The sequence below is a fragment of the Telluria aromaticivorans genome, from assembly GCF_013003915.1.
Taxonomy (GTDB): Bacteria; Pseudomonadota; Gammaproteobacteria; order Burkholderiales; family Burkholderiaceae_D; genus Telluria; species Telluria aromaticivorans.
The window spans coordinates 355,429-380,574 of record NZ_JABAIV010000003.1; the positions used below are offsets into that span (position 1 = coordinate 355,429).

24 protein-coding genes are annotated in these 25,146 nt (G+C 65.9%); 6 read left to right on the forward strand and 18 right to left on the reverse strand.

Going from position 1 to position 25,146, the window contains the following annotated elements:
- Positions 1 to 44 precede the first annotated feature (44 nt).
- The 3 genes from HGB41_RS10910 to HGB41_RS10920 form a co-directional block, all read right to left on the reverse strand.
- Positions 45 to 1,340 carry a replication-associated recombination protein A gene (locus tag HGB41_RS10910; RefSeq protein ID WP_171084120.1) on the reverse strand — a complete coding sequence of 432 codons (1,296 nt, stop codon included), beginning with the start codon at positions 1,338 to 1,340 and terminating at the stop codon, positions 45 to 47.
- Between the two features lie 290 nt (positions 1,341 to 1,630).
- The gene (gene lolA, locus HGB41_RS10915) at positions 1,631 to 2,266 is read right to left on the reverse strand and encodes an outer membrane lipoprotein chaperone LolA (protein ID WP_171084122.1); all 636 of its coding nucleotides are present in this window, start codon (positions 2,264 to 2,266) and stop codon (positions 1,631 to 1,633) included.
- An 86-nt stretch (positions 2,267 to 2,352) separates the two neighbouring features.
- Positions 2,353 to 4,866: a DNA translocase FtsK gene (locus tag HGB41_RS10920; RefSeq protein WP_171084124.1), complete on the reverse strand. Its 2,514-nt coding sequence runs from the start codon at positions 4,864 to 4,866 to the stop codon at positions 2,353 to 2,355.
- Between the two features lie 196 nt (positions 4,867 to 5,062).
- Here HGB41_RS10920 and trxB point away from each other — a divergent pair, with 196 nt between their 5' ends.
- The 3 genes from trxB (at position 5,063) to HGB41_RS10935 (ending at position 8,984) form a co-directional block, all read left to right on the forward strand.
- The gene (trxB, locus tag HGB41_RS10925) at positions 5,063 to 6,019 is read left to right on the forward strand and encodes a thioredoxin-disulfide reductase (RefSeq protein ID WP_171084126.1); all 957 of its coding nucleotides are present in this window, start codon (positions 5,063 to 5,065) and stop codon (positions 6,017 to 6,019) included.
- Between the two features lie 15 nt (positions 6,020 to 6,034).
- Complete coding sequence (locus tag HGB41_RS10930) at positions 6,035 to 6,703, forward strand: Smr/MutS family protein (protein WP_171084128.1); 669 nt, start codon at positions 6,035 to 6,037, stop codon at positions 6,701 to 6,703.
- 97 nt (positions 6,704 to 6,800) lie between these two features.
- Complete coding sequence (locus HGB41_RS10935; protein WP_371868505.1) at positions 6,801 to 8,984, forward strand: ATP-binding protein; 2,184 nt, start codon at positions 6,801 to 6,803, stop codon at positions 8,982 to 8,984.
- Between the two features lie 188 nt (positions 8,985 to 9,172).
- Here the strand turns inward: HGB41_RS10935 and HGB41_RS10940 are convergent, their stop codons facing one another.
- Complete coding sequence (locus HGB41_RS10940; protein WP_171084130.1) at positions 9,173 to 10,252, reverse strand: DUF1176 domain-containing protein; 1,080 nt, start codon at positions 10,250 to 10,252, stop codon at positions 9,173 to 9,175.
- Between the two features lie 107 nt (positions 10,253 to 10,359).
- Here HGB41_RS10940 and HGB41_RS10945 point away from each other — a divergent pair, with 107 nt between their 5' ends.
- Both HGB41_RS10945 and HGB41_RS10950 read left to right on the forward strand, forming a co-directional pair.
- Positions 10,360 to 10,965, forward strand: a complete 606-nt coding sequence (locus HGB41_RS10945) for a trimeric intracellular cation channel family protein (protein WP_171084133.1) — start codon at positions 10,360 to 10,362, stop codon at positions 10,963 to 10,965.
- Positions 10,966 to 11,183: 218 nt separating this feature from the next.
- Positions 11,184 to 12,152 (forward strand): hypothetical protein, encoded by a 969-nt coding sequence (locus HGB41_RS10950; RefSeq protein WP_171084135.1) that lies wholly within the window; start codon positions 11,184 to 11,186, stop codon positions 12,150 to 12,152.
- Positions 12,153 to 12,179: 27 nt separating this feature from the next.
- Here HGB41_RS10950 and HGB41_RS10955 read toward each other — a convergent pair whose 3' ends face one another.
- The 4 genes from HGB41_RS10955 to HGB41_RS10970 form a co-directional block, all read right to left on the reverse strand.
- A complete protein-coding gene (locus HGB41_RS10955; protein ID WP_171084137.1) occupies positions 12,180 to 12,428 on the reverse strand; it encodes a hypothetical protein in 249 nt (82 codons plus the stop codon).
- The gene (locus HGB41_RS23965) at positions 12,383 to 12,643 is read right to left on the reverse strand and encodes a hypothetical protein (protein ID WP_371868506.1); all 261 of its coding nucleotides are present in this window, start codon (positions 12,641 to 12,643) and stop codon (positions 12,383 to 12,385) included. The genes HGB41_RS10955 and HGB41_RS23965 overlap by 46 nt, the downstream gene beginning before the upstream one ends.
- A 93-nt stretch (positions 12,644 to 12,736) precedes the next feature.
- The gene (locus tag HGB41_RS10965; protein WP_171084141.1) at positions 12,737 to 13,075 is read right to left on the reverse strand and encodes a P-II family nitrogen regulator; all 339 of its coding nucleotides are present in this window, start codon (positions 13,073 to 13,075) and stop codon (positions 12,737 to 12,739) included.
- Positions 13,076 to 13,091: 16 nt separating this feature from the next.
- Positions 13,092 to 15,140 (reverse strand): NAD(+) synthase, encoded by a 2,049-nt coding sequence (locus tag HGB41_RS10970; RefSeq protein ID WP_171084143.1) that lies wholly within the window; start codon positions 15,138 to 15,140, stop codon positions 13,092 to 13,094.
- A gap of 96 nt (positions 15,141 to 15,236) precedes the next feature.
- Here HGB41_RS10970 and HGB41_RS10975 point away from each other — a divergent pair, with 96 nt between their 5' ends.
- Complete coding sequence (locus tag HGB41_RS10975) at positions 15,237 to 16,376, forward strand: GNAT family N-acetyltransferase (RefSeq protein WP_171084145.1); 1,140 nt, start codon at positions 15,237 to 15,239, stop codon at positions 16,374 to 16,376.
- Here the strand turns inward: HGB41_RS10975 and HGB41_RS10980 are convergent.
- From HGB41_RS10980 to HGB41_RS11025, 10 genes are all read right to left on the reverse strand, one after another.
- Positions 16,369 to 16,890: a GNAT family N-acetyltransferase gene (locus tag HGB41_RS10980; RefSeq protein WP_171084148.1), complete on the reverse strand. Its 522-nt coding sequence runs from the start codon at positions 16,888 to 16,890 to the stop codon at positions 16,369 to 16,371. The two genes, HGB41_RS10975 and HGB41_RS10980, sit on opposite strands and share 8 nt — an antisense overlap.
- 123 nt (positions 16,891 to 17,013) lie before the next feature.
- Complete coding sequence (locus HGB41_RS10985; RefSeq protein ID WP_171084150.1) at positions 17,014 to 17,154, reverse strand: hypothetical protein; 141 nt, start codon at positions 17,152 to 17,154, stop codon at positions 17,014 to 17,016.
- Between the two features lie 145 nt (positions 17,155 to 17,299).
- Positions 17,300 to 18,175 carry an ACP S-malonyltransferase gene (locus tag HGB41_RS10990; RefSeq protein WP_308788931.1) on the reverse strand — a complete coding sequence of 292 codons (876 nt, stop codon included), beginning with the start codon at positions 18,173 to 18,175 and terminating at the stop codon, positions 17,300 to 17,302.
- A 55-nt stretch (positions 18,176 to 18,230) separates the two neighbouring features.
- Entirely contained in the window at positions 18,231 to 19,265 is a 1,035-nt protein-coding gene (gene mdcB / locus HGB41_RS10995; RefSeq protein ID WP_229422970.1) for a triphosphoribosyl-dephospho-CoA synthase MdcB, read from the reverse strand.
- A complete protein-coding gene (gene mdcG, locus HGB41_RS11000; protein ID WP_171084154.1) occupies positions 19,253 to 19,933 on the reverse strand; it encodes a malonate decarboxylase holo-[acyl-carrier-protein] synthase in 681 nt (226 codons plus the stop codon). Before mdcG ends, mdcB begins: the two co-directional genes overlap by 13 nt.
- Positions 19,917 to 20,633, reverse strand: coding sequence for a biotin-independent malonate decarboxylase subunit gamma (locus tag HGB41_RS11005; RefSeq protein ID WP_171084156.1), 717 nt, complete (start codon positions 20,631 to 20,633; stop codon positions 19,917 to 19,919). The genes mdcG and HGB41_RS11005 overlap by 17 nt, the downstream gene beginning before the upstream one ends.
- A complete protein-coding gene (locus tag HGB41_RS11010; protein WP_171084159.1) occupies positions 20,633 to 21,577 on the reverse strand; it encodes a biotin-independent malonate decarboxylase subunit beta in 945 nt (314 codons plus the stop codon). The genes HGB41_RS11005 and HGB41_RS11010 overlap by 1 nt, the downstream gene beginning before the upstream one ends.
- Positions 21,574 to 21,888 carry a malonate decarboxylase acyl carrier protein gene (gene mdcC, locus HGB41_RS11015; protein WP_171084161.1) on the reverse strand — a complete coding sequence of 105 codons (315 nt, stop codon included), beginning with the start codon at positions 21,886 to 21,888 and terminating at the stop codon, positions 21,574 to 21,576. The genes HGB41_RS11010 and mdcC overlap by 4 nt, the downstream gene beginning before the upstream one ends.
- 10 nt (positions 21,889 to 21,898) lie before the next feature.
- Positions 21,899 to 23,566: a malonate decarboxylase subunit alpha gene (mdcA, locus tag HGB41_RS11020; protein WP_171084163.1), complete on the reverse strand. Its 1,668-nt coding sequence runs from the start codon at positions 23,564 to 23,566 to the stop codon at positions 21,899 to 21,901.
- 37 nt (positions 23,567 to 23,603) lie between these two features.
- Positions 23,604 to 25,079 (reverse strand): SLC13 family permease, encoded by a 1,476-nt coding sequence (locus HGB41_RS11025; RefSeq protein WP_171084165.1) that lies wholly within the window; start codon positions 25,077 to 25,079, stop codon positions 23,604 to 23,606.
- Positions 25,080 to 25,146: the final 67 nt, after the last annotated feature.

The following is a 25,146-nucleotide window of genomic DNA, read 5'->3' on the forward strand; positions in this document are numbered from 1 at the left end:
GTCGGGGGGCCGCATCCCTTGCCCTCAGGGTTTTGTCGGGCGCTCTAGGCTTCGTCATCGAGGCTGCGCAGGAAGGCCAGCTTCTCCGCAATCTTCGCTTCCACCCCGCGCGGCACAGGCTGGTACCAGCCCGGTTCGCGCATCCCGTCCGGCAAATAGGTTTCGCCCGCCGCATACGCATGCGGCTCGTCGTGGGCGTAGCGGTATTCGTGGCCGTAGCCGAGCTCCTTCATCAGCTTGGTCGGCGCATTGCGCAGGTGGACCGGCACCTCGCGCGACTTGTCCTTCTTGATGAAGGCCATCGCCGCATTGAAGGCGTTATAGCCGGCATTGCTCTTGGCCGCAATCGCCAGGTAGACCACCGCCTGCCCCAGCGCCAGCTCCCCTTCCGGCGAGCCGAGGCGCTCGTAGGTGGTGGCCGCATCGTTGGCCACCTGCAGCGCGCGCGGGTCGGCCAGGCCGATGTCTTCCCAGGCCATGCGCACGATGCGGCGCGACAGGTATTTGGCGTCGGCGCCGCCATCGAGCATGCGGCACAGCCAGTACAGCGCCGCATCCGGATGCGAGCCGCGCACCGACTTGTGCAGGGCCGAGATCTGGTCGTAGAAATTGTCGCCGCCCTTGTCGAAGCGGCGCGCATTCAGCGTCAGCGCGTTCTCGACGAATTCGGCGGTGATCGTGGTGATGCTTGACGTCTCGGCCGAGGTCTTGGTCTGCTCCAGTAAATTCAGGAAGCGGCGCGCATCGCCGTCGGCATAGCCGACCAGCGTGTCGATCGCGACCTCGTCGAACTTCAGGTGCTGCAGCACGCGCTCCTGGGCGCGCCCCAGCAGCAGGCGCATCTCGTCGTCGCTGAGGGCCTTGAGCACATACACCTGGGAGCGCGACAGCAGCGCGGAATTCACTTCGAACGAAGGATTCTCGGTGGTCGCGCCGATCAGCGTCACCAGGCCCGATTCCACGAAAGGCAGCAAGGCGTCCTGCTGCGACTTGTTGAAGCGGTGGATCTCGTCGATGAACAGGATCGTGTGCTTGCCCTGCTGGAGGTAATGTTCGGCCTGTTCGACCGAGGCGCGGATGTCCTTCACGCCTGAAAGCACCGCCGACAGCGCAATGAATTCGCACTCGAAGGCGTAGGCGGTCAGGCGCGCCAGCGTGGTCTTGCCCACGCCGGGCGGCCCCCACAGGATCATCGAATGCGGCTTGCCCGACTTGAACACCAGGTTCAGCGGCTTGCCTGGGCCGAGCAGGTGGCTCTGGCCGATGACTTCATCGATGGTGCGCGGGCGCAGGGCTTCGGCCAGCGGCGGCGAAGGTTCGGTCTTGAACAGGTCATCCATGACGCGCTCCGGCAGTCAGTTGGAAGGGTGTGAGGAGCTGGTGAGTGTGCATGCGCCTAGTGTAAACGATAGGCGTTTGGAGGGCGGTACGAGGTGCAAGGACGCGTTCGCGGTTTACGCGCAACTTAGGTTCCGGCCTTCGCCGGAAGTCGTAGGCGCCAATGGCGCGTACGACGGATTAGAAGTCGCAGTTTACGATTACCTCTATCTCTTATCGACGTCATCCCGGCGAAGGCGCAAATCATGCCACCGGCATGATTTCCTCCAAGTTGGCGCCGCAGCCGCTAACCTTACTGCTTTACGACGTCAGCGCCTTTAGGCACCTCGAACTTGAACTGCTGCGCCCCCAGCGCCGGGTTGCGCTGGAAGTTCGAGAACTTCAGCACCGACACCTGGCCAAACTGGTCCTTCAGCTCCATCGCCACTGGCACCCCGCCCCTCAATCCGATGCCGATCTGCTCGAAGGTCGTGTCCTTCGTCTTCGGTACCGCGTTCAGCCATTCGGCGCCGTCACGCTCGCCCGCCTCCGACAGCGTGAAGTTCTTCTCCAGGTCGTTACTGCCGAACAGGATCGCGGCCGGGGACGAACCCAGGGCGTTGCCGAGTTTGCGCACGGTGACCTGGTTCAGGTCCTTGTCGTAGATGTAGAGCTGGTCGCCGTCGGCCTGCAGCAGCTGGTCGTAGGGCTTCTGGTAGGTCCAGATGAATTTGCCGGGACGGGCGAACACGAAGCTGCCGCTGGAGACCGGGGCGGCCTTGCCGGTTTTGGATTTCGTCAGCTGTTGCTGGGTGAATTCGCCTTTGGCGGATTTAGTGGTGGAGACGAAGGATTTGAATTGGTCGAGGGCGCTGGCCTGGGCGGCGCCCGGCAGGGCCAGGGTAGCGGCGGCGATGAATGCGGCGATGTGATGCGTCGTGAATTTCATGTGAATTCCTCTTGTTGTGGTCCGCCGCCGTGCGTTGAACGCGCGGGCGGGAGACCCGCCCACCCTACGAAAAGCGGTGGAGCAGATTATTCGGCGGCGGTGGCGGGCACGAGGATGTCGCGGTTGCCGTTGCTCTGCATCGGCGACACCATCCCGGCCTGCTCCATCTGCTCGATGAGGCGCGCGGCGCGGTTGTAGCCGATGCGCAGGTGGCGCTGGACCAGCGAGATCGAGGCCTTGCGGTTCTTGAGCACCACGGCCACGGCCTGGTCGTAGAGCGCGTCGGACTCGCCGCCGCCCTCGCCCGCAGGCACACCCTCGGCATTGCCCTCTTCCAGCGTACCGCCTTCGAGAATGCCTTCAATATAATTCGGGGCGCCCAGCGATTGCAGATGTTTTACAACTCGATGCACTTCTTCGTCCGAGACGAAGGCGCCGTGCACGCGGATCGGCAGGCCGGTCCCGGGCGGCATGTAGAGCATGTCGCCCATGCCCAGCAGCGCTTCGGCGCCCATCTGGTCGAGAATGGTGCGCGAGTCGATCTTCGAGGACACCTGGAAGGCGATCCGGGTCGGGATGTTGGCCTTGATCAGGCCCGTGATCACGTCCACCGACGGACGCTGGGTGGCCAGGATCAGGTGGATGCCGGCCGCGCGCGCCTTCTGGGCGATACGGGCGATCAGTTCTTCCACCTTTTTACCGACGACCATCATCAGGTCGGCCAGCTCGTCGATGATGATGACGATGGTCGGCAGCTTCTCGAGCGCCTCCGGGTTGTCCGGCATGATCGAGAACGGATTCGGGATGTGCTCTTCGCGCTTGGCCGCATCGAGGATCTTGGTGTTGTAGCCGGCCAGGTTACGCACGCCCAGCTTGGACATCAGCTTGTAGCGGCGCTCCATCTCGTTGACCGCCCAGTTCAGCGCGTGGCCGGCCTGGCGCATGTCGGTGACCACCGGCGCCAGCAGGTGCGGGATGCCCTCGTAGACCGACATCTCCAGCATCTTCGGGTCGATCAGTATCAGGCGCACGTCGGCCGGATCGGACTTGTACAGCAGCGACAGGATGGTGGCGTTGATGCCCACCGATTTACCCGAACCGGTGGTACCCGCCACCAGCAGGTGGGGCATCTTGGCCAGGTCGGCGCAGACCGGCTTGCCGGCGATGTCCTTGCCCAGGGCGACCGTCAGGCTCGACGCGCTGTCGCCATAGACCTTCGAGCCGACGATTTCCGACAGGCGCACGATCTGGCGCTTCGGGTTCGGCAGTTCGAGGGCCATGTAGTTCTTGCCCGGGATGGTCTCGACCACGCGGATAGAAGTGAGCGAGAGCGAACGCGCCAGGTCGCGCGCCAGGTTGACGATCTGGCTGCCCTTGACGCCGGTGGCCGGCTCGATTTCGTAGCGCGTGACGACCGGGCCCGGATAGGCGGCGACCACCTTGGCTTCGACGCCGAAGTCGGACAGCTTCTTTTCGATCAGGCGGCTGGTGAATTCGAGGGTCTCGACCGATACGGTCTCCTGGGCCGGCGGCGCTTCGTCCAGCAGCGCCAGCGGCGGCAGCGGCGAATCGGCATCGAGCTCGCGGAACAGCGGCGTCTGCATTTCCTTCTGGGCGCGCTCGGACTTCGGCACGTTCACCATCTGCGGCTCGATCTTGATCGACGAAGCCGCGCTGGCCATTGGCGACGGCGCTCCCAGCGCGGCTGCCGACGGCATCGATGGCGGCAGGATCACAGGTTCGGCCCGTGGCGCGGCATGCGGCGCAACCCGCGGCGCGTCATCGTAATCGTCGCGCATCTCGAGCTGCGGCTCGGCCTTCACGATCGGCGTCGGGGCCGGGTGCTTCTCGGTGTATTTCTGGCGCTCGTGGACCACCACTTCGTCGCGCTTGACGGCGGCGGCTTCGCCCTGCTTGCGGTCTTCGTGGTCTTCGATGCGCAGGCGGAACCAGTCGACACTGGCTTCGACCGCGGCACCGATGCGCTCGGCCACGGCCAGCCAGGACACCTGGAAGAACAGCGAGAAGCCCAGGCCGAACAGCAGCAGGAGCAGCAGCGTGGCGCCGGTGAAGCCGAAGGCGACGTGGCTGGCGTGGCCGATCAGCTGGCCCAGCACGCCGCCGGCGGCGCGCGGGAGCTCGACGTTCCAGGACCACATGCGCAGGTATTCCAGGCCCAGGCTGCCGGCGAACATGATGGCGAAACCGGTCCAGCGCACGTACATTTCGCCGGCATGCGGCGCTTCTTCCGGCGGGGCGAGGCGGTCGGTCAGGCGGCGCCAGCCCTGCCAGACGCCGCGCAGGAAGATCACGCCCCACCACCAGGCCGAGAAGCCGAAGATAAACAGCAGCAGGTCGGACAGCCAGGCGCCGGCGCGGCCGCCCAGGTTGGCGATCCTGGCGACCGCGTTGGCGTGCGACCAGCCCGGGTCTGCCTTGTTATAGCTGATTAAAATAAGGACGAAGTACAGGAAGGCGACGGCCATGGCGATCCAGCGCGCTTCTGACAGAAGGCGCGAGAGCCGGCCCGGCAGGGGCTGGCGGGCGGTGGCCGGGGTGCGGGTGTATCCTGACGTGCTGGCTTGGCTATTCTTGCTCATGCGAGGGTAGTGCTGAAGTGTTCTGCTGAAGTGTCCGCTATCGGCGATCCGGACATTCTAAGCCATATACGCCCGGGCCGACCACGATTCATGCTTGGCTGCATCATCGCTTATAATCGCAGGCTGCACGACTAGCCTTGATTCCTGCGGCAGCCGCCCCCAGTTTCCGTCTGTTCATATCTTAAGAAGCCCCTCGATGACTACTACCAAACACGCCAAAGTCCTGATTCTCGGTTCCGGTCCTGCCGGCTACAGCGCAGCCGTCTATGCCGCGCGCGCCAACCTGAAGCCGATGCTGGTGACGGGCGTCGAGCAAGGCGGCCAGCTGATGACCACGACCGACGTCGAAAACTGGCCGGGCGACCCGCTGGGCGTGCAGGGTCCGGAGCTGATGCAGCGCCTGCTGCAGCACGCGGAGCGTTTCAATACCGAGATCGTGTTCGACCACATCCACACGACGTATTTGAACGAGAAGCCGATCCGCCTGGTCGGCGATTCGCATGAATTCACTTGCGACGCCCTGATCATCGCCACCGGCGCCTCGGCCCAGTACCTCGGCCTGCCGTCGGAACAGGCCTTCATGGGCAAGGGCGTGTCGGCCTGCGCCACCTGCGATGGCTTCTTCTACCGTAACCAGGAAGTCGCGGTCATCGGCGGCGGCAATACCGCGGTCGAAGAAGCCCTGTACCTGTCCGGCATCGCCAACAAGGTCACCCTGATCCACCGCCGCGACAAGTTCCGCGCCGAGCCGATCCTGGTCGACCGCCTGCTGAACAAGGTCGAAGAAGGCAAGATCGTGTTGGAATATAACCACACTCTCGAAGAAGTCGTCGGCGACCAGAGCGGCGTGACCGGGCTGCGCATCAAATCGACCGAGACCGGCGCTACCCGCGACCTGAGCGTGCATGGCGTGTTCGTGGCGATCGGCCACAAGCCGAACACCGGCATCTTCGAAGGCCAGCTCGAGATGCACAACGGCTATATCAAGACCCGTTCGGGCCTGGAAGGCATGGCTACCGCCACCAGCGCGCCGGGCGTCTTCGCCGCCGGCGACGTGCAGGACCACGTCTACCGCCAGGCAATCACTAGTTCGGGCACCGGCTGCATGGCCGCGCTCGACGCCCAGCGCTACCTGGATGAGCTGGAAGGCTAAGGAGCACCACCTACGATGGCGGGCATGAAGGACTTTTCCGAGTTGAAGGGCTTGCGCGACAAGCTCAAGGAAGACGAGCGCGTGCGCGCCATCGAGCAGGCCGCGCGCGAAAAGCGGGAACGCATCGCGCGCGAACGCGCCGTGGAATTCCGCGGCGCGATGGAAGGCGTGCGCAAGATCCCCGAATCCGACCGCTACGTCTACCGCCCGGTGTACGTGGCGTCCGAACGCGCCTTCCAGGACCGCAAGCCGTTGACGGAAGAAGAAGAAACCGAAGCCGTGCTGCGCGAATCGCTGTCCGACGGCTTCGACGTCGACGGCCTGCTCGACGAAGATCCCTCGCTCAGCTACGCCCAGGTCGGCGTCGGCCCGGACGTGGTGCGCAAGCTGCGCAAGCGCCACTGGCCGGTGCAGGACGAACTCGACCTGCACGGCATGAACCGCGATCAGGCGCGTGACGCCGTGGTCGACTTCCTGCATCGCGCCAACCGGCGCGGCGTGCGCTGCGTGCGCATCGTCCACGGCATCGGCTACGGCTCGCCCGGCGGCGAACCGGTGCTGCGCGGGATCGTGCACAGCTGGCTGGTGCAGATGGGCGAAGTCATCGCCTTCTGCGTGGCCAGCAAGAAAGACGGCGGGCATGGGGCGCTGATCGTCCTGCTGCGCCCCGCCCTCGATAGCTGAGCTCCCCCGCCACGCATCACTTCTTGCGGCCAAAAAAAGCTATTCGATGTAGAATTTGCAAGTCCGGCAATGGCTGGGGTTGATCGGAAGGGTGCACGTGAAGGGAACTACCGCGATTCCGATGGAGCACGGCCGCCCGGTCGACCTGCTCTCGTGTGCCGACGAACCGATCCACTTACCCGGATCCATCCAGCCGCACGGCGCCGTGCTCTTCTTTACCCCTGGAGGCACGCTCGAAGGCTGGAGCGCGAATGCCCCTGCCCTGCTGTTCATCGAAGCGCAGCTCGGCACGCCCTATGCGGCGCTGGCCCTGCCCTCGGCCGCACTCGAACTGCTGGGCGAGTTCACCGGCCAGCAGGATGACGACATCGCGCCTTCCGTCGTCCCGGTATCCATCGGCGGCGCCGACTACGACTGTATCGTGCACGCCGCCTACGGCCGCATCATCGCGGAATTCGAGCGGCGCGACGTGGCATCAAGCGAGGTGGCGCTGTTCGCGGTCAAGGCGCATGGCTCGATCGACCGCCTGCGGCGCCAGAAGACCATCGACGGCCTCTTGGCCAGCGCGGTGCAGCAGGTACGCGAGTTCACCGGCTTCGACCGCGTCATGGCCTACCGATTCCGCGCCGACGACAGCGGCGACGTGGTCGCCGAAAGCCGGCGCGACGACCTCACGCCCTACCTCGGGCAGCGCTACCCGGCCTCGGACATCCCGGTACAGGCGCGCCGCCTCTACCTGCTCAATACCCTGCGCATCATCGTCGACACCGGCTATGGCGCCGTGCCGATGCTGGGCGAACCCGGCGCCACGCCGCTGGACATGAGCCACGCGGTGCTGCGCAGCGTCTCGCCGGTGCACATCGAATACCTGAAGAACATGGGCGTGGGCGCCTCGATGAGCGTGTCGATCGTGATCAACGGCCGCCTGTGGGGGCTGATCGCCTGCCACCACATGTCACCCAAGCTGGTGCCCTACGCGATCCGCATGTCGGCCGACGTGCTGGCCCAGGTGATGGCCTCGACCATCCACAGCATCGAAGCGCGCCAGCAGTCCGAGCTGGTGGAACGCTCCTCCAGCACCCGCACCGCCCTGATCGAAGACCTGCTGCTCGACGAAGAGCCGCTCGACGTCCTGAAGCGCCACGCGCAGGCGCTGATGGACTCGTCCGCCGCCCAGGGCCTGGTCGCAAGCCAGTACGGCAAGCTGCTGGTGCGCGGCGACCTGCCACCCGGCCTGGCCGAAGCCGTCATTGCCTCGCTGCCGGAGGGCGGCCACGACCTTGTGCTGCGCGAATCGCTCGACGGCTGGCCATCGCACCTGCATGCGCAGCTGGGCAAATGGGTCGGCCTGCTGGCCTTGCCCTTCGAGCCGGCGGCCGGCGGCTGGGTGATCCTGCTGCGCGTCGAACAGATCGAACAGGTGGCCTGGGCCGGCAGGCCTGAGAAAACCACCGCGACCGGGCCGCTGGGCCCGCGCCTGACCCCGCGCGGCTCGTTCGATGCCTGGTACGAAACCGTGCGCGGGCGCGCGATCGGGTGGGAACAGACCGTGCTGGCCAATGCCAGGTTGACGCTGGCCGAACTGGTGCGCGTGATGAATTCGCGCCGCGCGCAAACCGAGGCGACGCGCGCCCAGCTGCTGGCCATGCTGGGGCACGACCTGCGCGACCCGCTCCATTCGATCAACATGGCCGGCATGGTGCTCGAGAAAGGCAACAGCCAGCCGACGCTGGGGCGGCGCATCCAGTCTTCCACCAACCGCATGCAGAAAATGATCGGCCAGGTGCTGGACATGAGCCGCATCGACGGCGGCATTGGCCTGGGCGTCGCGCTCGATGCGGTCGACCTGAGCGCGCTGGTGGAAGACGTGATGGACGAAGCGCGCCTGGCCTATCCGGATATCGCCTTCGAGCTGGAATGCTCCACTCCTGCGACGGTGAGCGCCGACAGCGGACGCATCGCGCAGGTGCTGTCGAATTTGCTCAGCAATGCACGCCACCATGGCGAGGTGGGCAAGCCGGTGCGCGTGTGCGTATCCACCTCCGGGGTTGACGCCGTGGTCGAAGTCAGCAACGCCGGCGCGCCGATCGCGCCGGAGGTGGTTGCAACCCTGTTCAACCCCTTCAAGCGCACCTCGCTGCACAACCCGCGCAACCGCACCGGCATGGGGCTGGGACTGTACATCGCCCAGCAGATCGTGCGCGAGCACCAGGGGGAGCTGGTGTATCGCCATGCGGATGGACAGGTGGTGTTTGCCTTGCGCTTGCCGCTGCGGGCATAAGCTTCTGATCTGTCGAAAACCGTAGGGTGGGCAGATCCTGCCCACGCGTTCAAATCACGGTGCTGCCGCCCGCGCGGTTGTTCGACTCCTGGCTATCACCGCGTGGGCGCATGACAGGCCACTGGCCTGGCATGCCCTGCCCACCCTACGAGTGTCGACAATTCAGAATTTCGCAGGTCCCGCGCCGCCTACCCCCCCGCCTTGCGCACCGTCGCCACCAGTACCGGCAAATGCCAGGCCCCACCCGGCGCCACCAGCCGGCACTTGCCGCTGGTGCTCGATGCCGTGTGCACGAAGCGCCGCCCGTCCCACACCCATTCGTCCGACGAGCGGCAATCGCCGAGGCCGCGGCCCTTGTGCGAGGCGCTGATGACGCCGTCCAGGTAACCGGTGCCCTGCGTCGTCACCAGCACCGGCGCATAGGGCGGCGCGGTATTGGTTACCCAGTAGCCGGAACCGGCATTGTAGGCGCCCATCCAGCAGCGCGCCGACACCAGCAGCTTGTCGTGCGACAGCCGCACCACCGCGAGCGCATTGCTGCCCTTGGCGACATCGGCCAGGTCCTCGCATTCGGCGCCGCCCGGGGCGGCGTGCAGCTCGCCGAGCAGCAGGCGCACCTGCTCGCGCGGCAGCTTGCGTGGCGTGGCGGGCGGCACCGGCGCCGCGTCGACGACCGGCGCCGTCAGGGGCGGCGGCACGGACGCTTCCGGCCGGGCGCCCTTGCGCACCAGCGCGCCCGGGGTGCCCAGCCGGCCCTGGAATTCGTCCATCTTGAGCAGCACCGCGGCCGCCCCCTTGCCGGAAACGGTCCAGTGCATGCCGCCGCCCTCCCAGTCGAGGGTGGCCTTGCCGGCGAGCGCCGCCACCAGCGCATCGGCCTGCTTGCGGCTGAGGTCCGCGATCATGGTGTCGCGGTCGACCGCGACCGTACCCGCCACGCGCCCGTTGATGCGCATGGTCAGCAAATTCGATTTCGACAGCCGGGCCGCGGTTTCATCTTCGCCGTAGGTGCCGACCTGGAAGCGGGCCGTCACCGGCACGCCCGGACCGGCCTTGCGCACCAGCAGCACCGAGGCGGCCGCCGGCTCGCCCTCTTCCATGTGGTAGCCGGCCGCATAGCAGGTACGCGTGTTATCGCAGGCCAGTTCCCAGTCGAGGTGCTGGTACCTGACCTGCGGCGAAGCGGCCACGGCAGGCCCGGCGAGCGAGGCGGCAAGGGAAACGGCGGCAGCGAGGGCAAGGTGGATGCAGGCACAGGTTCTGGCCATATTGGCTCCAACGACAGTAACGTATAGCAATTAACGTGGACGAATGCCCTTACGTTAATGTAGAGCCGCATGGTAGTCTAATAAAAGTTCCGGCTAACCCTCTGCGCATGACCCTAATCAAGTTTATTGAAATCATGGCGATCCTGGTGGGCGCTTTTTCCGGCTTCATCGAGGCCCGGCGCAAGCGCATGGACCTGGTGGGGGTGTTCACGGTGGCCTTCATCACGGCTTTCGGCGGCGGCACCCTGCGCGACATCCTGTTGGACAAGCGGCCGCTGTTCTGGGTGACGCATCAGGAATACGCGATCCTGATCTTCGTGCTGGCCCTGGTGGCCTCTCCCCTGATCCGCACGCTGCGCCAGATGGTGTCCGAACGCCTGATCGTGATCGCCGATGCGGTCGGCCTGGGCCTGTTCTCGATCGCCGGCGTGTCGGCGGCGCTGGACGCCAACATGCCGATCTTCATCGCCTCGATGATGGGGGTGATCACAGGTATCTTCGGCGGGGTCCTGCGCGACATCGTCTGCAACGAGGTGCCGATGGTCTTCCGCGACGGCAAACCGTACGCGATCTGCGCCTTCCTCGGCAACTGGCTGTTCCTCTTGATGGGCAAATACGGCGTCGGCCACGACTTCGCCCTGTGGTCGAGCGCCCTGTTCATCAGCGGGCTGCGCCTGATTACCTGGAAGTTCGATCTGCGGATGGGGCGCTAGCAGCCATCCCGCCACACCACCCGTCGCTTTTGCGACAAGCTACATCGGCGGTGCTAATATCGGCTTATCTCCCAGGTGAGTTTCAAGCGAACCCAATGAAAAAGGCAAGGATAGCGTTCAGCGCAGTCGTTTTATATCTGGCTGCCGGCGTTTTTCTTTACCCCTTCTGGTGATACAGAACCATATCGGAACTAAATCACGAGATTTTGTTTGACTACATGTTCGGCCACACCTTTGTTGCCAACGTGGTGTTTATTAGCGCCCTCGTCTTCCTGTTCCGGGCCTACGACCAGGATCAAGCCAGTTCAAAACGATGGGTCCTGGTCCTGAATTCGGTTTTCTCCCGAAACCATTTCCCGCTGTTCGCGGTCCTGTTGCTGACCCTGGCCTGGACCCGGGCGAATTACATGAAAATCGAAAATGGACCATGGGAAGTGGAAGTATCGACGATTGCGCCTGATTCGACCGCGGAAACCCCCTTCTCGATTGCCTCGCCCATTGAGCTGATCTATTCCGACAGCGAACGCCTGACCGAGGTGTATTCGCAGATTCGGGGCGACATGAAAATCACCGAGAAAAAATTCTCCCGGAAAGCAACAGGAGAGGCGAAAGCCGGGGGCAATGCAGGCGTCGTCGACTTCGAAGGAAAAGTGGGTGGCGAAAGCGAACAATCATCCACCTTCGCTGCGGTCGATCCGAGCAACGCGCAAAATGTCATCAGGATCATTGAACACCTGTACAAGGAAAAGCGCCTGCTTCCGGTGCGCAGCATCGAAATCCAGAGTCCCGAACTGAATGAACTCGATCGCGCCGTGCGCTTGCTGGACAATACCTACAAGATTCCCCTCTCGGCAAACCTGATCGAGGCGCGGCGGCGAGCGATCATCGAGCAAAACCTGAAAGTGTCGGCACCTAACGAATTCACCCAGGGGAGCTGGGTCGTGGTGCAAGGCATGAACCATATCAGCCGGCCGGCCAAGAATATCTCGCTGTCCTTCGATTACGTCCCGTCGCTCCCCGGACGTGCCAGATTCCGATGCGACATTCCGACGCCGCTTTCCGGTGCAGGCAGCGTGCTGAAAAACGAGAAAACGCTGGAAGCGAAAATATTCGGCAAGATCCGGCATGTCAAGAGTACACCGGCGGGTATCGAATACACATTGAGCTGCTATGCGATTTACGTCTGAGGCCGGACCACCGGCCTGCAAGCGCTTCTACGCGCTGCGCGCACCCGCTTGCTGCACTTCTGCCCGCAGCCGCGCCAGCGCCGTACCCAGGGTTTCCTGCGTATGGGGCTTGGCCAGCACGCCGCCGCGCGGCATGGTTTCCTTCGCGTTGGCAGCCAGATGCAGCAGCGCCACTTCGAGCTGGGTCGGGTCGGCATCGGCCGGCCACAGGTCCGGCTCGATGGGTACCTTTAATCGGATCTGCTCGCGCAGGGACTGCTGCAGCAGCTCGTGCATCTCGTCGAGCGGACGCCCGACGTCGACGGCGCCGGCGGCGAGCGCAGGCGACGGCCGAAAGCCAGCGGTTGGTGGGTGAGCTTGGCGCCGCGCGATGCCGAATGCTGGATCGCATGCAGCGCACGCTGGAAGCGTCCGCCGCCCGGTTCGACCAGCGGCAGCAGCGTCACCGAGCCCCGGATCACCTGCAGCAGGGTGTTGAAATCGTGAGCCACGCCACCGGTGAGGCGCCGATCGCCTCGAGCTTGCGCGATTCGTTCAGCGCGAGACTACAAGACTGCCCTACTAGGCGGCCTGGACGGTAACGATCAGACCGCGTCGGGACCTGTCTCGCCGGTGCGGATGCGGATCACCTGCTCGACGTTCTGCACGAAGATCTTGCCGTCGCCGATCTTGCCGGTGCGGGCGGCCTTGATGATGGCGTCGACCACGCCTTCGGCCATCGCATCATCGACCACCACCTCGATCTTGACCTTCGGCAGGAAGTCGACCACGTATTCGGCGCCGCGGTACAGCTCGGTATGGCCCTTCTGGCGGCCGAAGCCTTTTACTTCGGTCACGGTCAGGCCGGTGACATTGACGTCGGCCAGCGCCTCGCGCACTTCGTCGAGCTTGAAGGGCTTGATCACACAGGTAATCTGTTTCATTGTCTTTTCCTTGTTATTAGTCGGGAATATTGTTCAGGTCATCCATCCACACGGTGGCCTCGGAATCGGATGGGGCGCGCCAGTCGCCGCGCGGCGACAGAGAACCGCCATTGCCGACTTTCGGCCCGTTCGGCACGCAGGAGCGCTTGAACTGGCTGGTCTTGAAGAAGCGCCACAGGAAGATGCCCAGGTTCTTCTTGATCTCGGCCAGCGCGTATTGGTTGCGCGCGCTGGCCGCGTTCGGCCACTTGCCCTGTTCCCGGTCATGCCAGGCCGACCAGGAAAGGAAGGCCACCTTGCTCGGCTTGAAGCCGAAGCGGAGCGTGTAATAGAGGTTGAAGTCCTGCAGCTCGTAGGGGCCGATGACGTCCTGGGTAGACTGCGCCGGCTTGCTGTCGTTGGCGCCGCCCGGCACCAGCTCGGGGCTGATCTCGGTATCCAGGATCTTGAGCAGCACCTCGGCGCCGTTTTCCACCACCGCGCCGGTCTCGGCGACCCAGCGCACCAGGTAGGAAATCAGGGTCTTCGGCACGCTGGCGTTGACGTTGTAGTGCGACATGTGGTCGCCCACGCCATAAGTGCACCAGCCCAGCGCCAGCTCGGACAAGTCGCCGGTGCCGATCACGATCGCATTGTGGAAGTTCGCCAGCCGGAACAGGTGGTTGGTGCGCTCGCCCGCCTGCACGTTTTCAAACGTGATGTCGTAGTCCGGCTTGCCCTCGCTGTACGGGTGGCCGAGGTCCTTGAGCATCTGGATGCAGCTCGGGCGGATGTCGATCAGCTGGGCGCTGCAGCCGACCACCGCCATCAGGTCGTTGGCCTGCTGCAGGGTGCGCTCGCTGGTGGCAAAGCCCGGCATGGTGTAGGCCAGGATGTTCGTGCGCGGCAGCCCGAGGCGATCCATCGCTCGGGCGCAGACCAGCAGCGCATGGGTCGAATCGAGGCCGCCCGACACGCCGATCACTACCTTCTTGATGCCGCTCGAAGACAGGCGCTGGATCAGGGCCTGCACCTGGATGTTGTAGACTTCAAGACAGCGCTCGTCGCGGCGCGCGGCGTCGGCCGGCACGTAGGGGAAGCGTTCGACCGTCCGCGCCAGTGGCAGGTCCTGCTGGAGGGGCAGTTCGAGTGTGAACCGCACCAGCCGGAACTTCGATACTTCCCCGGCATGGCGGCGTACCGACTGCGCGAAGGTGGTGGCGTGCATGCGCTCGTTGGACAAACGGTCCAAGTCGACGTCGGCGAAGATCACGTGCGAATCGTCGCTGAAGCGTTCCGACTCGGCCAGCAAATCGCCCTTCTCGTAGATGAGCGACTGGCCGTCCCAGGCCATGTCGGTGGTCGATTCGCCGCGCCCGGCCGAGGTGTAGAGATAAGCCGCCAGGCAGCGCGCCGACTGCTGGCTCACCAGCTGGTGGCGGTAGCCGCTCTTGCCGACCACGACGTTCGAGGCCGACAAATTGACCAGCACCGTGGCGCCGGCCATGGCGGCGAACGAGGACGGCGGGATCGGCACCCAGACGTCTTCGCAGATCTCGACGTGGAAGCGCAGCAGCGGCAGGTTCTCGACCTCGAACAGCAGCGCCGGGCCGAAAGCTACCGTAGCGCCGAACAGGTCGATCTGGTCGACGGCCGCGCAATCGGCTGCACTGAACTGCCGGGATTCGTAAAACTCGCCATAATTAGGCAGGAAGCTCTTGGGCACCACACCGAGCACCCGGCCGCCAGCCACGACGACGGCGCAATTGAAGAGCTGGTGGTTGACCTTCAAGGGCATGCCGACGACCAGCGCCAGCGGCAGCGACTTCGAAGCCTCGATGATCTTCGCCAGGCCGTCGAGGCAGGCGTCTAACAGCGCGCGCTGGTGGAATAAATCGTCGCAGCTGTAGGCGGACAGTCCGAGCTCGGGGAAGGCCACCAGCACGGCGCCCTCGCCGGCGGCCTGGCGCGCGAGCGCGAGGGTCTGCTCGACATTGAAGGCCGGGTCGGCGATGCGGCAGCGCGGGATGGCCACCGCGACGCGGGCAAAGTGGTGCGTATAGAGGTTGAAGAATCGCTTGGTCATGGTGGGGTCTTTCGCGTGCCGGCCGGCGCTGGACTGCTTGAAAACAGCGGCCTGCAGGGTCGCAATGTATCCATTCGTTTTGCTACGGAAGTCATTTTGAATTATCGCACGCATATCGTTTCTTCTCTCCCCGAGCTGGGGCAGGCCCGCTGGGATGCGCTGGTGGCGGCGCAGGAGAATGCCAACCCCTTCCTGTCGTATGCCTTCCTGCATGCACTGCACGCGTCAAGCAGCGCGGCGCCGGAGACCGGCTGGCAGCCGCAGTACATCGCGCTGTTCGACGGCGAGGAACTGGCCGCCGCCCTGCCCCTGTACGTCAAGGACCACTCCTATGGCGAATACGTGTTCGACTGGGCCTGGGCCGATGCCTACCACCGGCATGGGCTGGATTACTACCCGAAGCTGCTCTCGGCGATCCCGTTCACGCCGGTGGCCGGGCCGCGCCTGCTGGCGCGCGACGATGCCGCGCGCGCCGCGCTGATCGAGGTGCTGGTGGCGACGCAGCGCGCGACCGAGGTCTCGTCCACCCACATCCTGTTCCCGCCCGAGGCGCATGCGCGCCAGCTGCACGATGCCGGCTTCATGCTGCGCAGCGGCGTGCAGTTCCACTGGCTGAACCAGGGGTATGCCGACTTCGAAGAATTCCTGGCCACGCTGGAGCAAAAGAAGCGCAAGAACATCCGCGCCGAACGGCGCAAGGTTCGCGAGGCTGGGGTGACGATGCGCCGGGTGCGCGGGCGCGATGCGCAGGAGAGCGACTGGGTGCTGTTCAATCGCTGCTACCGCCACACCTACCAGGCGCACCATTCGACGCCCTACCTGAACCTGGACTTTTTCCGCCGCATCGGCGAGTCCATGCCGGACAATATTCTGCTGGTGATCGCCGAACGCGATGGGCGCGACATCGCGGCCTCGCTGGTGATCCACAACGAGACCACGCTGTTCGGGCGCTACTGGGGCGAGCTGGAACACGTGCCCTGCCTGCATTTCGAAGCGGCCTATTACCAGCCGCTCGAGTTCTGCATCGAACAAGGCATCCAGGCTTTCGAAGGCGGCGCCCAGGGCGAGCACAAGATGGCGCGCGGCTTCCTGCCGACCCGTACCTGGTCGGCGCACTGGCTGGCGCATCCCTCGTTTGCGGATGCGATCGAGCGCTTCCTGGAGCGGGAAAGCGGCGGGATCGACGATTACATGGATGAGCTGAACGAGCGTAATCCGTTTCGCTCAGCTACCTAGCAAGCCGGTCGAGCGCAGCCTGCAATTCGCTCGCGGGAAGCACGTAGCGGCCATAGGGCACGCCGCGAATCGGATCGAGGTCGCGGTTGCGGGTGAATCCGAGGCTGGTGTAGAGACGCAGCGCCGAGGTCATGATGGGACTGGTGTGCAGGCCAATTGCCGGCGCGTCGTCACGGATGGCGCAGCGCAGGCAAGCCGCTACCAGATCACCGCCGATGCCCAGGCCTCGGTGCGCCGGGTCGACTACCAGCATGCGGATCACCGACCAGTCATCCGGGAAGATTGCGCTCCTGGGCTTGCCGGGGCCGACGTGCACGATCGCACCCACGACCTGACCGTCCAGTTCGGCTACCAGCAGGTCGGCCTGGACGGCGAGATCCGCCATCCGGCCGATGCCTTCGCTGAATGCGGGCCAATCCTCGTATTCGTGTTGGTACTGGCCGAAGGCGGCCAGCGCCACGCGATTGACACCATCGCGGTCGGCTGCCTCGTAGGGGCGGATGAGATAGCTCATCGCCCAAGTATAAGGTGGTTCTCCCGCAAACGAGCGAAGGGCCGGGTGCGCTCGATGCGGACCCGGCCCTTCTCGTTTCAGGCGCCGCGCTGGTAGACGCGGGCGCTCTGCAGCCAGCCTTGCTTAGTTCCAGCCGCCTGCGTTCGAGCGAAACTCGACGTGGAAAGGCTTGGCAAGTTCAGCCTGCTTGCGCAGGACGTTCAGGGCGCGGCCATTGGCGGCGGCCAGCAGCAGGCGGGCAACGGTGTTCAGGAAATTCTTCATAGCGACTCCTCTTTTACCTTGTCAACATCGGCAAGGCTGACGGTAAGCATGCGATCACGAATGCGATGCGATACAACCGTTATATAGGCGAGTCAGTCAAACTTCCAATTCCCATTAGCAATACCAGACATCATCCTCGTGAATGTTATTCGAGTTGCCTCCCCAGCCAGGAGCATACGCCTCCGAGGGAGCGGAATTCGGTAATGGAACGGCAAGCGATGTCCGGGTGGCGTGCCTGCAACATGCGCGACAAGGCCGCGCCCGGTCCCAGTTCGAGCGCGACAGTCACGCCGGCCTCGACGCAGGCGTCCATGCAGTCTTTCCAGCGGATCGGTTCCGCAAGCTGGCGTGCCAGGTGGTCAACTGCCCGGCTGGCATCCTGCAGCGGTTCGGCGGAGATGCCGGACAGGACCGGGAAGGCCGGCGCCGACCAGCGCTGGGCGTGCAGCAGTGCCGCGAAAGGCGCCACCGCAGCCCCCATTAGCGGCGTGTGGGAGGCGACTTCAACCGGCAGCACCGCGGCGCGGCCGCCCGCTGCGACGGCCGCCTCGGCCAGTGCTTCACGCTGCCTGGCAAGCCCGCCGGCCACCAGCGTGTCGTCGCCGGTCACGATGGCAGCATGGAAGCCGAAACGCTGCAGCAGTTCGTCGGCGCTGCCGATCGGCATATCGGACAGGGCGACCATGCCCTGGGGCGGCCCGCTGGCCATACAGGCATCCATCAGGCGGGCGCGCTCGACGGCAAGTTTCACGGCATCAAGGGGGTCGAGGGCGCCGGCGACGCCCCAGGCGGCCAGCTCGCCGATGCTGTAGCCCGCAACCAGCGCAGGCGCGGGCGCCAGCTCGCCCAGGGCGGTCCACGTGGCCAGGGTGGCGGCCACGATCGATGGCTGGGCCACCCGGTTGGAAAAGCGCGCCGGGCCCTCGAGGGACTCACGCAGCGGCCCTGCCAGTGCCGGGTCGTCGAACCAGGCGTCGAGCAGGCGGCCGGCCGCCGGATTATCCCGCGCCATGTCGAACATGGCTGGATGCTGGGCACCCTGGCCCGGACACAGGATAAGAAGCCGTCCCGCCATGTCAGCCCTGCCCTGCGCACACGGCGTGCAGCAGGCAGGCGGCGCCCAGCAGGTCGGCCGCGCCGCCCGGCGACAGACGTGCGACGACGAAGGCGCGGTGGCAGGCCAACGCGCGTTCCTCCCAGTCCGGGGCGGCGGTCCCGCCACGCGCGACGAAGGCGCGTGCCTGGCGCCGCACCGCCTGCGCGCCTTCGATGCCGCCGCGGTGATAGACGTTGGTGTCACTGATGTGGGCCATCAGCGCGAACAGTGCGTCGACGCGGGCCTGCCGCATGCCACGTTTGGCGCCGAGCGCGCGCTGCAAGGCCGGCAAGCCGATGCCGAATACCGAGGGGAAGCCGCGCGCACCCTCCTCGCGTGCGCCGCTGGCGGCGTAGCGCTGCAGGGCCTCGGCGCCGTGCGACTGCGTGCCGCTGCCGATACCGGCGTCGCCGCTATGGGCGCCGAGCGCCCCTCCCCATTGCCGCAAGAGCGTGGACTGGATTACTGCAGGTTCCAGCGCCGCGCCGTCCGCGCGGCAGCGGCCGATTGCAGCGCACAACATGCCCAGACAGAAGATGGCGCCGCGATGGGTGTTGATGCCGCTTGTGGCGCGCAGCATTCGCTGCTCGGCCTCGATTCCCAGGCGTTTCAGCACGTGAAAGGGCGCATCGGCCATGCCGGCTGCGGTGATGCGCAGGAAGTAGCGGCGCAGCGCGAACATGCTGCGCATGAAGGTCGCGGCCGTCATGTCCTCATGGCTGCCGTTGTCGACAAGCGACACCAGTCCGGGCTTCGGGTAAAGGGCCAGTTCGGCATAGAGGCTGCGCACGGCGAGGCGTGCGATCTGCTGGCAGAACCCCTTGTCGCGAACAAGGCCGGGCAAGGCCGGTGCGTGCTGCGCCGGGATGAAGCCTTCGCCCGGACATGGCGCATTCAGTTCCTCGTTCCATCCGGGACCGGCTGAAGGGTCGACCGCCGGGCCGAGGGCGGAGCTGGGCAAGGGGTGGAGCGAAGGTTTGAATAACAGGCCCGGTGCGGTGCTCAGTTCGGCCATGCGCCCTCCTCCAGCGTCGCGATCAATTCCCCGGGCGCGACCAGCGCCACCCGCTCGAGCCCCTTGGCCAGCACGCGCGTGCCGGGCGCACTGCCGAATGCGGCGCGCAGCTCTTTCCATGCTACCGCGCGCCCATCCGGGAACACGATCTCACCATCCAGCGGCAGGCTGGTTGCGTACCGGGCCAGCAGGTCCAGCCCGGCCATCAGCTGCGCGCGGTTCAGGGGACGCAGCAACAGGTCGATGTCCGATGCCGGCGTCAGGTAGCGCTGTCCGGTGAGCGCCTCGAGGGCCACCGAACCGTAGACGGCCAGCCCCAACCCGGCCTCGGCGGCCTCGCGCTCGAGCACGGCCAGCCGTTCACGCCAGGCCGCCGGCACCGCGTCGAGAGCGCCGACCAGGGCCAGCGCGCGGGTGCGGCGCTGGACGTCGGCCAGTTCCACCCGGCAGCCGACCCGCAGCTTGCCGCCGCCGTCCGGACGCGGCGGCATGGCGAAGCCGATCGCCACCTCGCCGGGTGCAAGACTGGTTTCGGACCGCCGTACCGTAGCCGGCCAGCCGGCATCACGCCAGGCATCGAGAGCGCCGGCCGTCCCGGAGGGCGCGCCGGCATGCGCCCGTTCCCATCCGCGGCTCGTCAGCCAGACCAGGTCATGCCGGGCGAACATCGCTGCCCGTCCTGACCGCTTGCGCCACTGGATGCGCCAGCATGCGTCCGCCGCGCGCGTGGCCCAGGGCCATGCGTTCATCCTCGGCGCCGCACTCGCGCAGCGCCCGCGCCAGTTCGCCGGCGAGGTCGTGCTCCCAGATGCCGTGCAGGCCACCCATGCGCAGGTAATTCTCGGGCCCCGGCGCGAACACCGGGTTGTCCCTGGCCAGTTCGCTCAAGCGTTCTTCCGGCACCTTGGTGATGCGCGCCATCGCCGGCAAGCCCATCACGCGGATGGTCGCCTGCGGCAGCGCGAAGCAGGCGCTGGCGATCAGGCCGCTGGTGATGAAGCCGCCGGATAGCGCCTGGTCGTAGACCAGGCCGATGACCGTGTGCCCCTTGCGCCGCGCCAGGTCGACGCATTTGCCGAGATGGGCCATGTAGCTGTTGATGCCCAACATCTCGTCGCGGTGCCGCAGGCGCTGGCCCTGGGTGTCGACCAGGATCAGGATCGGCCGTCCCGGATTGGTTTGCACCGTTTTCAGGATGGCCTGGGCCTGGGCCAGCGCGATCTCGATGCCGATCGGGACGTGGCCGGTGGTGCCGATCACGTCGACCGCTTGGGCGTCGACCTGGGCGCTGCCGGACAGGAAATTGTCGCGCTCGGTGATATCGTGCCCGCCCGGGAACAGCTGCGTTGCCAGAGTCTGCCAATCCATCATTGTTCTCCCGTGGGCGTTGCCGGCTGCGCAGCCGCCTGCGGTGCCGGCCGGTAGTCAAGGCGGTGCCGGGCCGCCAGCGCCATGAAGGCCTCGGCCTCCAGCATCGGTACGCCGGCCGGGTCGGGAATGCCCAGCCCCTTCCAGACGTCCATCGGCTCGGCCAGTCCCTCCGTGTCCGCCAGGCGCCTGGCCAGCATGCCCTGCTCGGCCAGCAGGTCCTCCAGTGTCAGCTGCGCCCCGCCCGCGGCTACGTCCGCGATCGCCTGCAAGGCGGCAGCGCGGAAGGCCGCGGTATCGTCCGGCACCAGCACCTGGCAGTCGCCCAGCAGGTAGCGGTGCTTGCCGCCGGTGGTGCGCCAGACCAGGGCGCGGTCGCGCGAGTCGAATTCTTCGACCCCGTTGGCGGTCTCGATGACTTCGGGGCCGGACATGGCGAGGCGCCCTTCTTCCGACATGATGACGGTATTCGCGCAGCGCGCCGAGATGCCCATGCCGCCGAAGCAGCCGTTCGATCCGCCGATGACGGCGATCACCGGGATGCCGGCTTCGCGCGCGTCGAGCATGGCGCGCATCACCTCCGATACCGCGATCAGGCCGGCATTGGCTTCGTGCAGGCGCACGCCGCCCGATTCGAGCAGCAGCAGTACCGCCTGCGCGCCTTCATCCACCGCGCGACGCAGCATGCCGACCAGCTTGGCGCCATGGACTTCGCCGACCGCGCCGCCCATGAAGCCGCCCTCCTGGGCGGCGCCAAAGACCACCTGCCCGCCAAGCAGGCCCCGCCCGACCACCACGCCGTCATCAAACGAGACCGGTGCATCGAGCTGGGCCAAGTGCGGGCTGGCCACGCGGCTACTTGGCGGCAGGAATTCCTCGAAGCTGCCGGAATCGAAGATGGCGGGAATGCGCTGGCGCGCCGTGAGTTCCAGGTAGCTGCTCATGGTGTTCCCCCGGTGAGCGATTCCACGGCCTGGTCGAGCCGCAGGCTGACCACGGCCGGCGTGGCGCCCATGTCGTTGATGCAGATGCGCGCATCGGCCAGGCCCCAGCGCTCGTGGAAGTCCGCCATCACGGCCTGCCAGGTGGCGCCGAAGCCGACCGCGGCGGTGCGTACTTCGATTTCGCAGGCGCCGCCGAGCGCGGCCGGCTCGATCAGCACCTCGAGATTGCCCGAGCCGACCACGCCGACCAGCTGCGGCATGCCTACAAGGGAACGTGCGCCCTGCTCGAATCGGAATTGAAGCGTTTCCATATTGGTGTCCTTACCAGTTCCTGAAGCGCTTCGGCGGCTCGTACAGGCCGCCCGATGCGCGCACCAGGCCTTTCATGTTCTTGGCCGCCAGCAGGTCGCGGGTTGCCAGGCGCTTGTCGATACCGAGGTCTTCGGCGCGCTGGATGATGCCACGGTCGCGCAGGTTTTCCACCATGCGCTTGTCGCGGCCCATGCCCACCGGCGTGTAGCCCGCTACGCCACGGATGGCCTGCTCGCGTTCTTCGTCGCTGCGGCACAGCAGCAGGTTCGCGATGCCTTCTTCGGTCAGGATGTGGGTGACGTCGTCGCCATAGATCATCACCGGCGGGATCGCCATGCCGGTCTGCTCGGCCAGCTGCCAGGCGTCCAGCTTCTCGACGAAGGCCGGCGCCATGTGCTCGCGGAAGGTCTCGACCATCTGCACCACCAGCTTCTGCCCGCGCGGGATGGTATTGCGGCCCGCGCGCGCCTGCTGCCCTGCTTTGAGCCAGGCCGCGCTCGGATGGCGGCGGCCGCGCGCGTCCGCGCCCATGTTCGGCGCCCCGCCGAAGCCCGAGATGCGGCCCAGGGTCGCGGTGGATGAATTGCCCTGCAAGTCGATCTGCAGGGTGGAGCCGATGAACATGTCGCAGGCATAGTGGCCGGCCGCCTGCGAGAAGGCGCGGTTGCTGCGCATGGAACCGTCCGCTCCGACGAAGAAGACGTCGGGCCGCGCGGCGATATAGTTTTCCATGCCGAGCTCGGAGCCGAACGAGTGCACCGATTCGACGAAACCGGCCTCGATCGCCGGAATCAATGCCGGGTGCGGGTTCAGGGCCCAGTGGCGGGCGATCTTCCCCTTCAGGCCAAGGTCCATCGCATAGGTCGGCAACAGCAGTTCGATGGCGGCGGTATCGAAGCCGATGCCGTGGTTCAGGCGCTCGACCTGGTATTCGGCATAGATGCCCTTGATCGCCATCATCGCCATCAGCACCTGGATCTCGGAGATCTGGGCCGGGTCGCGCGTGAACAGCGGCTCGATGTAATAAGGCGTGGGCGACTGCACCACGTACTCGACCCAGCTTGACGGAATGTCGACCCGCGGCAGCTTGTCGACGATCTTGTTCACCTGGGCGATCACGATGCCGCTCTTGAAGGCCGTGGCCTCGACGATGGCCGGGGTGTCCTCGGTATTCGGGCCGGTGTACAGGTTGCCCTCGCGGTCGGCCATTTCGGCCGCCACCAGCGCCACGCGCGGGGTCAGGTCGACGAAATAGCGCGCGAACAGTTCCAGGTAGGTGTGGATCGCGCCGATATTCAGCTTGCCGGACTGCGCCAGCTTGGCCAGCCGGCCGGCCTGCGGCCCGGAGAAGGAAAAGTCCAGGCGCGAACCAATGCCCTTCTCGAACACGTCGAGGTGTTCGGGCAGCGACAGCACCGACAGCAGCATGTGCAGGTTGTTGATGCGGCCGGGGTCGAGCCGTGTCAGCGCCTTGCCGAGAAAGTCGGCCTGCTTCTGGTTGTTCCCTTCCAGGCAGACCCGGTCGCCGGGTTCGAGCACCTGGTGCAGCAGCTCGACGATGTGCGAGGACGCGACGATCTTGCCGTCCAGCGCATCGCCGAGCGCCGCCCGGGCCCGTTCCAGGCGGTCCCGGCGGTTGCTTTGCTGGGTAGTCCAGCGGCCTTCAGCATGGTTCATTGGATTTCCCAAAAAGTGATTGCACCGGCCCCGCCCGTCAGAACACCACGAACAGCACCCACACCACGACCGGCGCGACCAGGGTGACGATACCGCCATAGATCATCAGCTGGCGCAGGAATACATCCCGGTCGACGTGCTGGGCACTGGCCAGCACCAGCGCGCCGTTGGTCGAGAACGGGCTGACGTCGACGATGGTGGATGCCACCGCCATCGCGGCGATGAAGCCGATCGGATCGACCCCGGTGCCCGAGGCCAGGAAAGGCACGGCCAGCGGGATCAGGGACCCCAGCACCGCGGTGGACGAGGCAAAGGCCGACACGATGGCGCCGACGAAGAGCAGCAGCAGCGCGACCGTCAGCGGCGAGGTGAGGCTGGCGACGCTGTCGCCGACCCAGGTGATGGTGCCCATCTTCTGCATCACGCCGACATAGGTGCTGACGCCGACGATCAGCATGATCTCGGGCCAGGACACCTGGCCGATGGCGCGTTTCTGCACCTGCGGCGACAGGATCGAAATCAGGAGGCCGATCGAGATGGCGACGAAGCCGATGTCGAGCTTGTACAACAGGGTCAGTACGGCCAGCGCGACCAGTCCCACGACGGTGACGACCTGGTGGAAGGTCGGGCCTTCGGCGGCGACCGCACCTGCAGTCCCAGCGCCAGCGGCCGCGGAACGGCTGCCACCCATGCTGCCCATGGTGCCGGCTGCTGCCCCGCCCGCCGCCCCGCCCATCGCGCTACCCATCGCCCCGACCGCCTGGCCGGAGCCCTGCTGCGTCAGCTTTTCCTCGCTCGCGGCCTCGCTCTCGGCGTCGCCGTAGATCTGTGGCCCCTGCGCGGCCATTGCCACATTGGTGCCGAAGGGGACGCCAGGCAGGCCCAGGCCGGACTTCGGCACCTGCTGCTTCATCAGCTTCATGCCGCCGAATGCGAAGAACAGCAGCACCGAGACCGCCAGGTTGACGCCGAGGCTGGTAAAGGCAGTGGTCAGCGGCGAGATCGGCAAGCCGGCTTCCATCACGACCTTGTTGGTGATGCCGCCGTAGATGCTGATCGGGGAAAAGCCGCCGCCCTGGGCGCCGTGGATCACCATCAGGCCCATCATCAGCGGGTTGATGTTGTACTTGGCGGCGAAGCCGAGCGCGATCGGTGCGATGATCGCCACCGCTGCCGGGCTGACCGCGCCGACCGAAGTCAGCAGCGCGGTGATCGCGAACATCACCCAGGGAATGGCAGCGATGCGCCCGCCGACCGCCCGTACGGCGAGCCTCACCAGCCAGTCGATGGTGCCGTTGTTCTGGGCCTGGGCGAACAGGAAAGTGATGCCGACCAGGGTCAGGAACAGTTCGGCCGGGAAGCCGGCCATGATGGCCTTGGTTTGCATGCCGGCGACCACGGTGCCGACCAGGAAGGCCCCGACAAAGGCGATGACGCCCATATTGATGGGCAGGGCGGTGGCCAGGACGAACATCAGGGCCAGCACGCAGATTGCAATCATGTGAGAGGACACGGCAGTGCTCCTTCAGGGCGCGGCCCCCGGCTCCAACCGTGACCGCTGGTGATACGTCTCCAAATCA